General features: G+C 72.1%; 11 protein-coding genes. 7 read left to right on the forward strand and 4 right to left on the reverse strand.

Going from position 1 to position 14,841, the window contains the following annotated elements; genetic code table 11:
• Positions 1-192 precede the first annotated feature (192 nt).
• From recG to MFF04_RS17430, 3 genes are all read left to right on the forward strand, one after another.
• Positions 193-2,388, forward strand: a complete 2,196-nt coding sequence (recG, locus tag MFF04_RS17420; RefSeq protein ID WP_238277627.1) for an ATP-dependent DNA helicase RecG — start codon at positions 193-195, stop codon at positions 2,386-2,388.
• 294 nt (positions 2,389-2,682) lie between these two features.
• Positions 2,683-3,051, forward strand: a complete 369-nt coding sequence (locus MFF04_RS17425) for a VOC family protein (protein ID WP_238277629.1) — start codon at positions 2,683-2,685, stop codon at positions 3,049-3,051.
• 338 nt (positions 3,052-3,389) lie between these two features.
• On the forward strand, positions 3,390-3,710 hold the full coding sequence (locus tag MFF04_RS17430; RefSeq protein ID WP_238277631.1) for a hypothetical protein: 321 nt from the start codon (positions 3,390-3,392) through the stop codon (positions 3,708-3,710).
• A 40-nt stretch (positions 3,711-3,750) separates the two neighbouring features.
• On the opposite strand, the gene MFF04_RS17435 is transcribed toward MFF04_RS17430, so the two are convergent.
• The gene (locus MFF04_RS17435; protein ID WP_238277633.1) at positions 3,751-4,551 is read right to left on the reverse strand and encodes a DUF502 domain-containing protein; all 801 of its coding nucleotides are present in this window, start codon (positions 4,549-4,551) and stop codon (positions 3,751-3,753) included.
• Positions 4,552-4,760: 209 nt separating this feature from the next.
• Here MFF04_RS17435 and MFF04_RS17440 point away from each other — a divergent pair, with 209 nt between their 5' ends.
• The 4 genes from MFF04_RS17440 (at position 4,761) to MFF04_RS17455 (ending at position 10,197) form a co-directional block, all read left to right on the forward strand.
• Positions 4,761-5,450 carry a hypothetical protein gene (locus MFF04_RS17440; RefSeq protein ID WP_238277635.1) on the forward strand — a complete coding sequence of 230 codons (690 nt, stop codon included), beginning with the start codon at positions 4,761-4,763 and terminating at the stop codon, positions 5,448-5,450.
• A gap of 86 nt (positions 5,451-5,536) precedes the next feature.
• Positions 5,537-6,031 carry a DUF2721 domain-containing protein gene (locus MFF04_RS17445; RefSeq protein WP_238277637.1) on the forward strand — a complete coding sequence of 165 codons (495 nt, stop codon included), beginning with the start codon at positions 5,537-5,539 and terminating at the stop codon, positions 6,029-6,031.
• A 268-nt stretch (positions 6,032-6,299) separates the two neighbouring features.
• Entirely contained in the window at positions 6,300-8,627 is a 2,328-nt protein-coding gene (locus MFF04_RS17450) for a TonB-dependent siderophore receptor (protein WP_238277639.1), read from the forward strand.
• A gap of 25 nt (positions 8,628-8,652) precedes the next feature.
• Positions 8,653-10,197, forward strand: a complete 1,545-nt coding sequence (locus tag MFF04_RS17455) for a PepSY-associated TM helix domain-containing protein (RefSeq protein WP_238277641.1) — start codon at positions 8,653-8,655, stop codon at positions 10,195-10,197.
• A 61-nt stretch (positions 10,198-10,258) separates the two neighbouring features.
• On the opposite strand, the gene MFF04_RS17460 is transcribed toward MFF04_RS17455, so the two are convergent.
• The 3 genes from MFF04_RS17460 to glmU all read right to left on the reverse strand — a co-directional run bounded on the left by MFF04_RS17460 (position 10,259) and on the right by glmU (position 14,582).
• Complete coding sequence (locus MFF04_RS17460) at positions 10,259-11,116, reverse strand: SDR family oxidoreductase (protein WP_238277643.1); 858 nt, start codon at positions 11,114-11,116, stop codon at positions 10,259-10,261.
• 88 nt (positions 11,117-11,204) lie between these two features.
• Complete coding sequence (glmS, locus tag MFF04_RS17465) at positions 11,205-13,031, reverse strand: glutamine--fructose-6-phosphate transaminase (isomerizing) (RefSeq protein WP_238277645.1); 1,827 nt, start codon at positions 13,029-13,031, stop codon at positions 11,205-11,207.
• Between the two features lie 171 nt (positions 13,032-13,202).
• Positions 13,203-14,582: a bifunctional UDP-N-acetylglucosamine diphosphorylase/glucosamine-1-phosphate N-acetyltransferase GlmU gene (gene glmU / locus MFF04_RS17470; protein ID WP_238277647.1), complete on the reverse strand. Its 1,380-nt coding sequence runs from the start codon at positions 14,580-14,582 to the stop codon at positions 13,203-13,205.
• Between the last annotated feature and the right edge of the window lie 259 nt (positions 14,583-14,841).

The raw sequence follows: 14,841 nt of genomic DNA on the forward strand, positions 1-14,841 counted from the left end.
CCGCGCGGGTCCGCGGACGCGACGATTTCCGCGGTTTCGTCCCGTGATCCTGCGATCCCTCTCTCCTCCGCTCCCGTGATCCCCGGATCACGGGACGTGTGCGGCGCCCCGGGGCTTTCGTTTAAGGAGCCTTTGGCGGCCGGCGCGCTATAAGGAGCCGCCGCGGCGTCCCGCGGACGCCCGCGCCCCCCGATGACAGAGCCGCCCCCCGCCCCCCGCGACGCCGCCGCGCCCAACGCACCGCCCCATGCTCCGCCTTTGCGGCCGAGCCTGCTCGACCCGCTCTTCGCGGAGGCGCGGCGCCTGCCCGGCGTCGGGCCGAAGCTCGCCCCCCTCATCGAGCGCCTGCTCGGGACGCCGGAGCGGCCGGCCCGCGTCCTCGACCTGCTGTTCCACCTGCCGCAGGGGGGCGTCTCCCGGGCGCTCCAGGGCTCGATCGCTGAAGCGCCGGTGGGCGAGCCGGTGACGCTGGGCGTCACCGTCGCCGCCCACCGTCCGCCGCAGCCCGGCGCCGGGCGGCGCCCGCACCGGGTGCTCGTGGAGGACGAGACCGGCGACGTGACCCTCGTCTTCTTCGGGATGCCGCGGGCGCGCGTCGAGAAGATGCTGCCGCTCGGCGCGCATCGCTACGTCTCCGGACGCATCGACCTCTGGGACGGGCAGCGCCAGATGGTGCACCCCTCCCGGATCACCGACGCGGAGGGGCTCGCCGACCTCCCTGCCGTCGAGCCGGTCTACGGCGCCACCGAGGGCCTGACCTCGCGGGCCATCGGCAAGCTGGCGCTCGCCGCCCTCGACCGTCTGCCGGTGCTGCCCGAGTGGCAGGACGCCGCCTGGATGCGCAAGAACGGCTTCCCGAGCTTCGCCGAGGCGCTGAAGGCCGAGCACCGGCCGGAGGAGGCCTCCCCCCGCCGTCCCGCGGGCGACGATCCCCTCTCGCCGCCGCCCCCCGCGAGCCCCGCCCGGCGGCGCCTCGCCTACGACGAGCTTCTCGCCTCGCAGCTCGCGCTTGCCCTCACCCGCGCCCGGCAGCGGCGCAAGCCCGGCCGCCGCAACGCCGGCGACGGCGCGCTCTCCGGCCGGATCGAGGCCGCCCTGCCCTTCGCGCTCACCGGCGCGCAGGCGCGGTCGCTGAAGGAGATTCGCGCCGACATGGAAGGCGACCGGCGGATGCTGCGCCTCCTCCAGGGCGACGTCGGCTCGGGCAAGACCGCGGTGGCGCTGCTCGCCATGGCCTCGGCGGTGGAGGCCGGGCGCCAGGCCGCCCTGATGGCGCCGACCGAGATTCTCGCCCGGCAGCATTTCGAGCGGCTCTCCTCGATCTCGGAGGCGCTGCGCCTGCGCCTCTTCACCGGCCGCGACCGGGCCGCCGAGCGCCGGGCGAACCTCGCCGACCTCGCGGACGGCCATATCGACGTGGCGGTGGGCACCCACGCCCTGTTCCAGGAGAGCGTCGCCTTCCGCGACCTCGGCCTCGCCGTCGTCGACGAGCAGCACCGCTTCGGTGTCCACCAGCGCCTGGCGCTCGGCGCCAAGGGCGAGGCCGTGGACATGCTGGTGATGACCGCGACCCCGATCCCCCGCACCCTGGCGCTGACCTTCTTCGGCGATATGGACGTCTCCGTCCTCGACGAGAAGCCCGCCGGGCGCCGGCCGATCCGCACGCTCGCGGTGCCGACCGAGCGCATCGGCGAGGTGGTGGTGGGCCTCGGCCGGGCGATGGAGCGGGGCGAGCGCGTCTACTGGATCTGTCCCCTCGTCGACGAATCAGAGTTCACGGACCTGGCCGCCGCGGCCGAGCGCTTCGAGGATCTCAAGGCGCATTACGGGGACGCGGTCGGCCTCGTCCACGGGCGCCTCGCCGGGCCGGAGAAGGACGCGGCCATGGAGAGCTTCGCCACCGGCCGCACCCGCATCCTCGTCTCGACCACGGTGGTCGAGGTCGGCGTCGACGTGCCCGAGGCGACGATCATGGTGATCGAGCACGCCGAGCGCTTCGGCCTCGCCCAGCTCCACCAGCTCCGGGGCCGGGTCGGCCGGGGATCGCGCGATTCCTCCTGCATCCTGCTCTACCGCGGGCCCCTCGGGGCGGTGGCCAAGGCCCGCATCGAGATGATGCGCGAGACCGAGGACGGCTTCCGGATCGCCGAGGAGGATCTGAGGCTGCGCGGCGAGGGCGAGGTGCTCGGCACCCGCCAATCCGGCTCGGCGGCCTTCCGCCTGGCGCGGCTCGAGAGCGACGGCGACCTCCTGGAGGCCGCCCGCGACGACGCCCGCCTCGTGGTCGAGCGCGATCCCGGCTTGCGCTCCGAGCGGGGCGAGGCCCTGCGCGCCCTGCTCTACCTGTTCGAGCGGGACGCCGCGATCCGTCTGCTCCGGGCCGGGTGAAGGCGCGCTCAGGAACATCGCATCGTCTCGAGCGTGGCGTTCCGAAACGGAATCGGGTACGTCTTCGGGCGCCGAAAAAGACCAGAGGCCGGATCGGTAAGCCCGGCACGCCCTGTCACGACGGGGTTCTGTTCATCGCGCGAGGCTCGGCCTCGGCGACGGACCCACGGCCGGACAGCGTTGCTGTCCTCGGGACGTCATGGCCGAGGACGACGCGTGTCCGGCGGGGTCCTCGGAAGCGAATCCTCGCCGACACACGTCCGTGATCGCAACAGACGGGCGAGGATCGCATCGATGAAACTCAATCACGCCAATCTCGGCACGCGCGAGGTCGCGCGCGTCGCCGGCCTCTTCACCGCCCATTTCGGCTTCGAGCGGCTGGATGCGCCCCCGCGGCCGAACTTCGCGGTGCTGCGCGGCAGCGACGGCTTCATCCTCAACCTCATGCGGCCCGGCAACGCGGCGGTGCGCTACCCGGACGGCTTCCATGTCGGCTTCCTGGTCGAGACGCCGGCCGTGGTCCGCGCCAAGCATGCCGAGCTCGTCGCAGGCGGCTGGACTCCCGGTCCCGTCGAGGACCTCACCCGCGGCGGCTACGCCTCGACGACCTTCTACTGCCCGCTTCCCGACGGCCTCCTCGTCGAGGTCTCGAGCCCGCGCTGACGGGGTCGGTCCGCACGCCGCGACCTCGGGCCCGTTCGGGACACGCCATCCTGGACGGGCCCGTCCGAAGCGGGAGACCGCGCGGCCGTCCCGGGCTCTCGGCATCCGCCGACGGACTGCCGGGGTCGTTGGGACGTGCGTGGCGCGAGGCCCACAGCGGCCGCCCTGCGGCACGCGGGACGCCCTGCCCGGGGTTGTGCGCAGGGCAGGCGGAGGGCATGATGCCTTGAAGCGTCCCTATTTGAACCTTAACTCAACATGAACGGCACGCTGAACGAAAAGCCCTCCCAAGGGGTTTTTCGAGGCAGTGGCCACCGGACGATGTGGAGGACAGGCCGATGATCGGACCATTCCAACGCCTTCCCGGCTCCTCGGACGGCTGGAGCGACGCCACGGGCGGAGCCTGGCTGCTGCCGATCTCGGACGGGCCGGAGCCGGCTGTTCAGCCGCGCGTCGAGACCGACGGCGTGGCACTCGCCGTGCGGCAGGCCGCCCGGCCCCTGTTCCTGGCGGCGAACGGTCTCTGCCTCGCCCTGGCGCTGCTCCTCGCGGCGCAGACCACGACGGGCTTCATGAGCCCCGGCGCCTCCTCGGTGAGCGCGGTCCAGACCACGGCCCCGACCCTGAAGCCGGTTCTCGCCTCGGTCGACCCGACCTGACCGGCATCTGGGGGCACGTGGCAGGGCTCCGCCCGCCGCGTCAGGGCTGGCCGGGGGCCGGCTTCGAAGGTGCCTCGGCGGCCTGAGGGACCTCGCCGGCGCTCTTCATCGCTCCGGCCATGGCGTGCAGGCGAGCCTGATGGTCCTCGGGCTGGATGACGCCCGCCGACATCACGAGCTTGGCCGCGTCGTCGACGCTGATCGCCACCTCCACGATCTCCGAGCGCGGCAGGTAGAAGAAGAACCCCGTGGTCGGGTTCGGCGCGCAGGGCAGAAAGACGCCGACATACTCGTGCCCGCCGCCCTCGGCGCCTCCGCTCCCGTTCGGCAGCACCTCCTGCACCTCGGGCGCGGCCGGCGCCGAGAGGAACACCACCGACCAGGTGCCCTTCACCGGGAACTCCACCAGCCCGACCGTGCGGAACGAGGTGCCGTTGGCGGAGAACAGCGTCTCGAAGATCTGCCGCAGGCCCCGGTAGAGCCCCGAGATCACGGGGGTCCGGGCGAGCAGCACCTCGCCGAACTCGATCACCGAGCGACCGACGAGGTTCGCCGTGAGGAAGCCGAGCAGCGTCACCGCCAGGAAGGCGATGACGAGGCCGATGCCGGGCAGCGAGAACGGCAGGTAGTGGTCCGGCAGGTAGCTCGCCGGCACCCAGGGCTTCACCCAGCCGTCGATGAGCGCGATGAACCACCAGGTGATGTAGATGGTGATCGCCAGCGGCCCGGCGACGATGATGCCGGTGAGGAAGTAGGTGCGCAGCCGCCCCCGGGCGCTCACCCGCGGTCGCGGCGCGGTCGCGTCCGGCTCCGGAACCGGCGGCGGGATGACTGGCGTCACGGACACCCTCTCATGCGAGACCCCGCCCGGACCCTGCGCGCCCGCGGCAGGGTGCCCTGCGGCGGGGAATCCGTAAGGCGAGGCTTCGGGACCGCACAGGTAGTCGCTCGAACGGCCAGGCTCAAGCCGGGAGGCATGGGTCCCGGTCATGCTTCGTTAACCCTGTCCCCGCGATGGTCCCGGCCCGTTCCAAGACCGGCGGACGCACCATGCGCAGGCTCCTCCTCCCTTCGCTCGCCACCCTGCTGCTGGCGCAGCCGATCCTCGCGCTCGCCCAGTACGGGTACGATCGCGGCGACCGGCCCCGGCGCGACGCCTACGAGGAGGACGAGGGCTACGGGCGCCGCTCCCGCGACCGCTACGACCGCAACGACGGCGGGTACGACGATCGCGGCCCGGACCGCCGCTCCGGCGGCTACGAGCGCCGCGACGATGACGGCCGCGGGGACAGGGGCGGCTATGGGCGCGGCCCCGACCGTTCCGGCGACGATCCCCGGGGCCGCGGCGGCGGGGTTGTGCCGAAGACCGATCCGGAGGCTGGCGCGGCGCCCCAGCGCGCGGCGCTCTATGCCGGCACGCAGGCCGGCTGCAACGCCAGCGTCGTCACCACCGATCCCCGCTACGCGGGCTGCGCCACGCGGCCCATCGGCGCCACCACCCCGACGCCCGGCGGACGCGCCCTCTATGTCGGGACCGCGCCGCGGGTGAATGCCGGGGTGGTCAGCACCAACCCGCGCCACATGAACGGCCCGACCCGTCCGATCGGCTATCTCCGGGCGGGCGCCGGCGGCACGCCGCTCTTCGTCGGGGTGCAGGCCGGCTGCAACGCCGGCATCGTCAGCGACAACCCGCAGCACCTCAGCTGCCCGACCTCGCCGATCGGCTCGACGGCGCCCTGACAGACCGGGTCGGCACCCCCGCACGGCTCGGACCGGCGGGACGAAGACGCTTCGGTGCCGGGCCCCGTCCGGTCTATGGAGGGCGCATGTTCGGTACCTCCCTCGGCTCGGCGCCCCTCGACAGCGTCGCCCACATCATCCAGGTCGCGCTCGCCCCGGCCTTCCTGCTGTCGGCGCTGGCCACCCTCTTGAACGTCTTCTCGACTCGTCTCGGCCGGGTCGCCGACAAGGTCGACGCACTCTCCGCGAGCCTGACCGGCAGCGACCGGGACGAGGCCGCCCTTCTCTCCCGGCGCCTCGCCTATCTGCGCCGGCGCTCCCTGGTGCTCGACATCGCCGTGGTGCTCGCCTGCCTCGGCGCCGTGATGACCGGTGTCGCCGTGCTGACGCTGTTCGTGGGGGCGCTGCGGGACGCGGCGACGGCGACCGTGCTCTTCGCCTGCTTCGGCGCCGCCCTGGTCTGCACCGTCGCCGCCATCCTCGCCTTCCTGGTGGAGATCCTGATGGCGGGCCGGGGCGTGCGCCTGGAGGCCGCCGTCAAGCAGGACAAGGTGGAGGCGCGGGCGGGATCCGGACGGTGACGACCTGCGAGCCGGCGGCCTCGGCCCCGTGCGGAACGTCGAGGGCCGTACAGAGACGAGACATGTGTGGCGGGAATTCACCGATCAACCGGTTTCTACGTCTGCGTAACGGACCTTTCGATCGACGGGCCCGTTGAACATCGATTTAGAATAGATAAAAAACACATTTCTTGCGTGGAGATACTGTTCACGGGCATGTGATCTCCCGCCGCCCGCGGGATGTCGGGCGGCGCGAGAACGCGCCCCGCAGGGCGCCCACGGACCCGCCATGCCCGATCTGGATCCCCGCCCCGCCCTCTCCGCCGCGGCCCGCCGCCGCTGGCTGTCCTCGACGATCCTGTCGGGCATCGTGCTGGCCTGGTCCGGCGCTCCGGCGCTCGGCCAGGGGGCCGGAGAGGTGACGCTGGACACCCTCGCGGTCGAGGGCGCGGCCGGCCCGGCGAACGCCGTCGCCGGGACCGGGCTCGGCGGGCCGCAGGGACCGGTGCCGGGCTACGTCGCGAGCCGCAGCAGCGTCGGCACCAAGACCGACACCCCGATCCTGGAGACGGCGCAGTCGATCTCGGTCGTCGGCCGCAAGCAGATCGAGGACCAGAACGCGCTCACCATCAACCAGGCCCTGCGCTACACGCCGAGCGTGACCACGGAGCAGCGCGGCTCCTCCGGCGCGACCCGCCTCGAGCAGTTCTACATCCGCGGCTTCTCCGCCCCGATCTATCTCGACGGCATGCTGCTCCCCGGTGGGCGCGACGCCTTCCCGACGATCGACCCCTTCCGGCTCGAGCGCATCGACATCATCAAGGGCCCGTCCTCGATCCTCTACGGGCAGGCCGGCCCCGGCGGCATCGTCAACCTCGTCTCGAAGGTGCCCCGCTTCGTCCAGCACGGCGAGATCTTCGTGCAGGGCGGCAGCTTCAGCACCGTGCGCGGCGGCGTCGACGTCGGCGGCCCGATCCCGTCGAGCGGCGGCCCCGGCGCCGACCAGTTCGCCTACCGCATCATCGCCGGCGGCTGGGACGCGGACGGGCCGGTGCGCACCACCCGGATCGAGCGCGCCTTCATCAACCCGAGCCTGACCTGGCGCCCCTCGCTCGACACCAGCCTGACGATCATCGCCAACTACCAGCGCGATCCCTATTCGGGCTACTACGGCGCGCTGCCGGGCAAGGGCACTCTGTTCCCGTCGAACTTCGGCATCGCCAACGGCCCCCTCGGCCGCCTGCCGCGGGACTTCTACGACGGCGACCCGAACATCGAGCGCTCCGACCGCACCCAGGCCTCCGCGCAGTACATCTTCGACCACCGCTTCGACGAAGGCCTGCGGGTCCACTCAACCGGCCGCTTCCTGCGCACGCTCGGCGACTACCGCAGCCTCTACGACAGCTCGGCGAACAACTTTAACTGGGCCGGCCGCTTCCTGAACCGCCAGGTCGGCGGCACCAACGTCGCGGTCGACGCCTTCACCACCGACAACAACCTCGTCGCCAAGTTCGGCACCGGGATCTTCGACCACACCGTGCTCGTGGGGCTCGACCACCGCACGCTCTACACCAAGACCTTGAGCGGGCCCTTCGAGAACAGCCAGAACCTGGACCTGCTGAACCCGGTCTACGGCCGGAACATCGCCTTTCCGGCCTTCACGGCGCTTTCCGACATCACCGCCCAGCAGACCGGCATCTACTTCCAGGACCAGATCAAGTTCGACCGCCTCGTGCTGACGCTCGGCGGCCGCTACGACTGGGCCCGCCAGTCGGGGCCGACGCGGACGCTGGCCACCGGTGCCGTCTCGACCCAGGACGCCCCGGCGGAGGCCTTCACCGGCCGCGCCAGCCTGCTCTATCTCTTCGACAGCGGGGTCGCGCCGTATGTCAGCTACTCGGAGGCCTTCGAGCCGATCGTCTCCGGCCTGATCTACGACGGCCGCCCCGACACCGGCCGCCTGCCCGATCCGATCACCAGCCGCCAGTTCGAGGCCGGCGTGAAGTACCAGCCGCCGGGCACCGACATCCTGCTCACCGCGGCCGCCTTCGACATCAAGCGCCAGAACGCGCTCTCGCCCGATCCGATCAACGGCACCCGCTTCTCGGTCCAGACCGGCGAGGTCAGCGTGCAGGGCGTCGAGTTCGAGGCCCGCGCCAACCTCAGCGAGAGCCTGACGCTCGTCGGCGGCGTCTCGCTGATCGATGCCGTCAACTCCGCCGGCACCAACACCACGGTCAACGAGACGACCCGGCAGACCGTGCTCCTGCGCGGGCTGCGCCCGGCCCAGGTGCCGGACACCACCGTGTCGCTGTTCGCGGATTACCGCTTCCTCACCGGTCCCCTCGCCGGGCTCGGAATCGGCGGCGGCGTGCGCTATCTCGGCGGATCGCAGGGGGACGCCGCCAACAGCTTCCAGGTGCCGGCGAACTACGTCCTCGACGCGGTCGCCTCCTACGATTTCGGCTACCTCGACGCGACGCTGAAGGGTATGCAGCTTCAGCTCAACGTCCAGAACCTGCTCGACGAGCGGTACGTGCAGAGCTGCGTCTTCCAGGCGTGGTGCTACTACGGCCTGCCGCGCACGGTCTACGCGACCATGCGCTACCGCTGGTAAGGGATCGCGGACAGGGAGCGCCCGCATGAAGCAGGGATTCCGCCAATCGATGGCCTGGCTGCACGGCTGGGCGGGGCTGGTCGTCGGCTGGATCCTGTTCGCCGTCTTCGTGACCGGGACGGCGAGCTACTACCGCGAGCCGATCTCCCGCTGGATGCGGCCCGACCAGGCGCCCCACGCGGTCTTCGATGCCGCGGCGCTTGCCCGGGCGGCGGATGTGGGGGGCGCCTACCTCGCCGCCCACGCCGCGGGCGCGCGCAACGCCTTCATCGGCCTGCCGAGCGCCGACAGGCCGGTGCTCGACGTGTTCTGGCGGATGCGGCCTGGCGAGACCCCCGGCCGCGCGAGCCTCGACCCCGAGACCGGGGCGCCGGCCAAGCTCCGCGACACGAAGGGCGGCGATTTCTTCTACCGCTTCCACTTCGAGCTGCACATGGCGCCGATCTGGGGGCGCTGGGTGGTGGGCGTCTGCGCCTTCGCGATGCTGGTGGCGCTGATCTCCGGCATCGTCACGCACCGGCGCATCTTCGCCGACCTCTTCACCTTCCGGCGGGACAAGGCCGCCCAGCGCAGCTGGCTCGACGCGCACAACGTCACCGGCGTGCTCGCCCTGCCCTTCCACCTCATGATCACCTACACGGGCCTCGTCACCCTCGCCCTGATGTACATGCCCTGGGGGCTCGACGTCGCCTACAAGGGCGACCGGCAGACCTTCTTCGCGGAGACCGGCCAGATCATCGCCCCGCGTCCGCCCGCCAAGCGGCCGGAGCCGCTGACGCCCCTCGGCCCCCTCGTGGCCCGCGCCCTGGAGGCGATGCCGGGCGAGACCCTGGAGCGGCTGACGATCCTCAATCCGGGCGATGCCAACGCCACCGTCACGGCGGTGTTCGAGGAGCCCCACGGCCTGACCCACCAGCACCCGCAGATCGCCTTCGACGGCGTGAGCGGCGCCGAGATCGGCCGCGTCGGGGCGCTGCAGCCGGCGGCGCGGACCTACACCGTCTTCGTCGGCCTGCACGAGGGGCACTTCGCCGGGCCGGTCCTGCGGGTGCTGTTCTTCCTGTGCGGCCTGCTGGGGACGGGCATGGTCGCCACCGGCCTCGTGCTTTGGACGGTCTCGCGCCTGCCCAACGATAAGGCGACGCGCGCCGGCGAGCGGCCGGGCTTCGGACTGCGCCTCGTCGAGATCCTCAACGTCGGCACCATCGCCGGGATGCCCGCCGGCATCGCGGCCTACTTCCTGGCCAACCGTCTGCTGCCCGCCGGCCTCGAGGGCCGGGCCGACTGGGAGATCCGCGCCTTCTTCGGGGTCTGGGTGCTCACCGCCCTCGCCTGCGCCTTCCGCGCGCGGCGCCGGGCCTGGGCCTCGGGCTTCGGCCTCTGCGCCGCCCTCTACCTCGCCGTGCCGATCGTCAGCGCGGTGATGCTGTGGCAGCCGCCCTTCTCGGGAAGCCCGCTCTTCGTCTGGTTCGACGTCGCCATGCTCGCCCTCGCCGCCGTCTTCGCGCTGGCCGCCCGCAAGATCGACGGCGCCGTCGCCGCCCGGCGCGGCCGCCACGCCATGGCCTGAGGGCGCCTCCCCGCATCCTGCGATCACAGGATGCGGGGATCCCGGGTCCTGGAGAGGGCCGTCAGATGAAGGGCTTGCCGCCCGTCACCGGCACGGTGGCGCCGGTCACGTAGCTCGCCTCGTCGGAGGCCAGCATCACGTAGACCGGAGCGAGCTCGGCGGGCTGGCCGGGGCGCTGCATCGGCACCTGGCTGCCGAAGCTCTTCACCTTCTCCGCCGGCATCGTCGCCGGGATCAGCGGCGTCCAGATCGGGCCGGGGGCGACGCAGTTCACGCGGATGCCCCGCTCCGCCAGCATCTGCGCGAGGCCGCCGGTGAAGTTGTGGATCGCCCCCTTCGTCGTCGCGTAGGCGAGGAGCTGCGGGCTCGGGCTGTCGGCGTTGATCGAGGTGGTGTTGATGATCGAGGCCCCCGCGCGCATGTGCGGCAGCGCGGCCTTCGTCAGGTAGAACATCGCGTGGATGTTGACGGCGAAGGTCGTCTCCCACTCCGCGTCGCTGATCTCCTCGGGCGACGAGAAGGTCGCCTGATGGGCGGCGTTGTTGACGAGGACGTCGACCCGCCCGAACGCCTCCACCGCCCGCTCGACGATGGCCCGGCAGTGGCCCGCGTCGCTGATGTCGCCGGGCACCAGCACCGCCTTGCGCCCGGCCTCCTCGACGAGGCGGCGGGTCTCCTGCGCGTCCTCCTCCTCGGAGAGGTAGGAGATCAGCACGTCGGCGCCCTCGCGGGCGAAGGCCAGCGCCACCGCTCGGCCGATGCCGGAATCGCCGCCGGTGACGATCGCCTTCTTGTCCGCGAGACGGCCGGAGCCGCGATAGCTGTCCTCGCCGTGGTCGGGCCGCGGGTCCATGGCGGCGGTCGTGCCCGGCATGGGCTGCCGCTGGTCGGGGAACGGGGGTCTCGGGAAGTCCGGCATCGGCTCGCCTCTCGCTCGGGGTCTCTCCCCAGGGCAACCGGCGAGCGGCCGGATCGATCATTCCCCCGTTCGCGTCGAGAGGCCGCGCCTACTCGACGGTGACGGACTTGGCGAGGTTGCGGGGCTGGTCGACGTCTTTCCCCATGAAGACGGCGGTGTGGTAGGCGATGAGCTGGATCGGCAGGGCGTAGACGAGGGGGGCGACCGTCGCGTCGAGATCGGGCATGGTCAGCGTCGCGAGCGTGTCGAGCCCGTGCTCGGCCGCGCCCTTGGCGTCGCCGATCAGGATGATGCGCCCGCCGCGCGCGGCGACCTCCTGCATGTTCGAGACGGTCTTCTCGAAGACCCCGTCATGGGGGGCGATGACGATCACCGGCACGCTCTCGTCGATGAGCGCGATCGGCCCGTGCTTGAGTTCGCCCGCCGCGTAGCCTTCCGCGTGGATGTAGCTGATCTCCTTGAGCTTCAGGGCGCCTTCGAGCGCCATCGGGTAGCTGGTGCCGCGCCCGAGATAGAGCACGTCGCGGGCGCGGGCGACCTCGCGGGCGAGCCCCTCGATCTCGCCCTCCTGCTTGAGCGCCTCGGCCATCAGGCCGGGCACGGTGATGAGCGCGTCGATCAGCGCCCGCTCGCGCTCCGCCGTGAGCGTGCCCCGTGCGCGCCCGGCGGCGATGGCGAGGCAGAGCAGCACGGTGAGCTGGCAGGCGAAGGCCTTGGTCGAGGCGACCCCGATCTCGGGGCCGGCGAGCGTCGGCATCACCACGGAGGATTCCCGGGCGATGGTCGAGGTCGGCACGTTGACGACGCAGAGCGTGTGCTGGCCTTGGCTTTTCGCGTAGCGGAGCGAGGCCAGGGTGTCGGCAGTCTCGCCGGACTGGGAGATGACGAGGGTGAGCCCGTCCCGCTCCAGCGGCGCCTCCCGGTAGCGGGCCTCCGAGGCCACGTCGATCTCGACGGGGAGCCGGGCGATCTGCTCGAACCAGTAGCGGGCGACGAGACCCGCGTAATAGGCCGTGCCGCAGGCGGTGATATACAGACGGTTGAGCTTCCCGAAGTCGAAGGGCAGCGCCTCGGGCAGCACCACCCGGCCCTCGGCGAGGTCGACGTAGTGGCTGAGCGTGCGGCCGACCACCTCCGGCTGCTCGTGGATCTCCTTGCCCATGAAGTGGCGGTGGTTGCCCTTGTCGATCCGGTAGGCCTGGGTGGCGATGGTCTGGCGCGGCCGCTCCACCGCCCGGCCGTCCGCATCCCGGATCTCGGCGCCCGCGCGGGACAGAATCGCCCAGTCGCCCTCCTCCAGGTAGGTCAGCTCGCTCGTGAAGGGGGCGAGCGCCAGCGCGTCGGAGCCGAGATAGGTCGCCCCCTCGCCGAAGCCGATCGCCAGCGGCGCCCCGTGGCGGGCCCCTATCAGCAGGTCCTCCCCGCCGGCGAACAGGAAGCCCAGCGCGAAGGCGCCGTGCAGGCGCGGCAGCGCGGCGGCCACCGCCTCGACCGGCCCGAGGCCCCCGTCCATGAGGTGGCTGACGAGCTGCGCCACGACCTCGGTGTCGGTCTGGCTCTCGAAGCGCACCCCCGCCGCCTCGAGCTCCGCCTTCAGCTCGCGGAAGTTCTCGATGATGCCGTTATGGACCACCGCCAGCCGCTTCGTGGCGTGGGGGTGGGCGTTGGTCTCGTTCGGGCGCCCGTGGGTGGCCCAGCGGGTATGGCCGATGCCGATCGCCCCCGCCAGCGGCGCCTGCGCCAGCTTCGCCTCCAGGTTGACGAGCTTGCCCTCCGCGCGCCGCCGCTCCAGGCGGCCGTGCTCCAGCGTCGCGACGCCCGCGGAATCGTAGCCCCGGTACTCGAGCCGCCGCAGGGCCTCCACGAGATGGCCGGCCACGCCCTCGCGCCCGACGATGCCCACGATGCCGCACATGAAAGGTTCCTCTGGGTCTCGGGGAGCCGCCGAGCAAATGCCGGACCGGGCCTTGTCTGCCCGCAGGCCGGGGGTTCTGTACAGGAACGGCACAGGTCCGGGCCAGCCTCGCGTGACCGTCGGATGCATCGGCCTTGAGAGGGCGCCTGAGCCGGGCCGCCTAAACCCGCATCAGGTCTTGGCTTTGTCCGCCTTCGCGGCCCTGAGCGCCGCGCGCTTGGCCTCGGCCCAGCCCTCCCGGTTCGACTGCCGGGAGCGGGCGATGGCGAGCGCGCCCTCGGGCACGTCCTCGGTCACGACCGAGCCCGTCGCCACGTAGGCGCCGGCCCCGATCGTCACCGGCGCGACGAGGGCCGAGTCCGAGCCGATGAAGGCGCCCGGTCCGATCACCGTGCGGTGCTTGGAGACGCCGTCGTAGTTGCAGGTGATGGTGCCGGCGCCGATGTTGGCGGCCTCTCCGATTTCGGCGTCGCCGAGATAGGTGAGATGCGCGGCCTTGGCGCCGTCCTTGAGATGGGCGTTCTTCACCTCGACGAAGTTGCCGAGATGGACGCCCCGCTCCAGCACCGCCCCGCCCCGCAGGCGCGCGTGCGGGCCGATGCTGACGGCCTCGCCGAGCCGCGTCTCGGTGAGATGCGTGAAGGCGTGGATGACCGAGCCGGCGCCGACCCGCACGCGGGGGCCGATCACCACGTGAGGCTCCACGAGAACGTCCCGCTCCAACACCGTGTCGTAGCTCAGGAAAACCGTCTCCGGCGCCACGAGGGTCACGCCGCCGAGCTGGGCGCTGCGGCGCAGCCGCCGCTGGATCCCGGCCTCCGCCACCGAGAGCTGCACCCGGTCGTTGACGCCCTGCGCCTCCGCCTCCTCGACCCGCACCACGGCGACGCCGAGCTCGTCGCCGACGGCGAGGGCCACGGCGTCGGGCAGGTAGTACTCGCCGGCCGCGTTGTCGTTGCCGATCCGCGTGAGCAGCGCGAGGGCGTGGGTGCCGGAGAGCGCCATCAGCCCGGCATTGGCGAGGCGCACCCGGCGCTCGTCCTCGCTCGCGTCCTTCTCCTCGCGGATCGCGGTGACGCGGCCGGCGGCGTCGGTGAGCACCCGGCCGTAGCCCGTCGGGTCCGCCGCCTCGAAGGCCAGCACCGCGACCGCGGCGCCCTCGGCCAGCGGCGCCCGCAGCCGCGCCAGGGTCTCGCCGGTGATGAGCGGGGTGTCGCCGAAGGCCACGATCACGTCGTCGGCGGCCTCCTCCAGGGCGGCGCGGGCGGCGAGCACCGCGTGCGCGGTGCCGAGGCGCTCGGCCTGGGGATGGGTGCTGGCGCCCGGTGCCACCCGCTCGACCTCGGCGGCGACGTCTGCGCGGCCGGGCTCGACCACCACGGCGATGCGCGTTGCACCGGCCTCCTGCGCGGCGGCGAGCACGTGGCCGAGCATCGAGCGGCCGGCGATGGCATGGAGCACCTTCGGCGTCTCGGAGCGCATCCGGGTGCCCTTGCCGGCGGCGAGCACGATCGCCGTGAGGCTGCGCCGGGCCGCGTCGGAGATCGTCATCGCTCGAGTCCGCTCGCTGTCGGGTGAAGGCTCGGCCACGGATTAGCCGATCGGGACGGATGCGCAAACGGGCCGCCGCACGCGAGGATGCCGAAAGGTAGTCGCTAAAATCTTACGAAAGAATTGTTTCACGGAACGTGACGCAGGGTAAATTAACCTTCAACAACGCCTGATGTTGTTTGACGGCGGAGCCTATTTGTTGCGACAAGGCGCGTCGTGGGTGCGATGCGTGCGGCCGGCGGGGCTGCCCGCGAGGAGT

Origin of the sequence: Methylobacterium jeotgali (assembly GCF_022179345.1) — a bacterium.
Lineage (GTDB): Bacteria > Pseudomonadota > Alphaproteobacteria > Rhizobiales > Beijerinckiaceae > Methylobacterium > Methylobacterium jeotgali.

Coding starts and splice junctions, on each gene's coding strand:
- recG (WP_238277627.1), top strand. CDS start 193: ATGACAGAGCCGCCCCCCGCCCCCCGCGACGCCGCCGCGCCCAACGCA.
- MFF04_RS17425 (WP_238277629.1), top strand. CDS start 2,683: ATGAAACTCAATCACGCCAATCTCGGCACGCGCGAGGTCGCGCGCGTC.
- MFF04_RS17430 (WP_238277631.1), top strand. CDS start 3,390: ATGATCGGACCATTCCAACGCCTTCCCGGCTCCTCGGACGGCTGGAGC.
- MFF04_RS17440 (WP_238277635.1), top strand. CDS start 4,761: ATGCGCAGGCTCCTCCTCCCTTCGCTCGCCACCCTGCTGCTGGCGCAG.
- MFF04_RS17445 (WP_238277637.1), top strand. CDS start 5,537: ATGTTCGGTACCTCCCTCGGCTCGGCGCCCCTCGACAGCGTCGCCCAC.
- MFF04_RS17450 (WP_238277639.1), top strand. CDS start 6,300: ATGCCCGATCTGGATCCCCGCCCCGCCCTCTCCGCCGCGGCCCGCCGC.
- MFF04_RS17455 (WP_238277641.1), top strand. CDS start 8,653: ATGAAGCAGGGATTCCGCCAATCGATGGCCTGGCTGCACGGCTGGGCG.
- MFF04_RS17460 (WP_238277643.1), bottom strand. CDS start 11,116: ATGCCGGACTTCCCGAGACCCCCGTTCCCCGACCAGCGGCAGCCCATG.
- glmS (WP_238277645.1), bottom strand. CDS start 13,031: ATGTGCGGCATCGTGGGCATCGTCGGGCGCGAGGGCGTGGCCGGCCAT.
- glmU (WP_238277647.1), bottom strand. CDS start 14,582: ATGACGATCTCCGACGCGGCCCGGCGCAGCCTCACGGCGATCGTGCTC.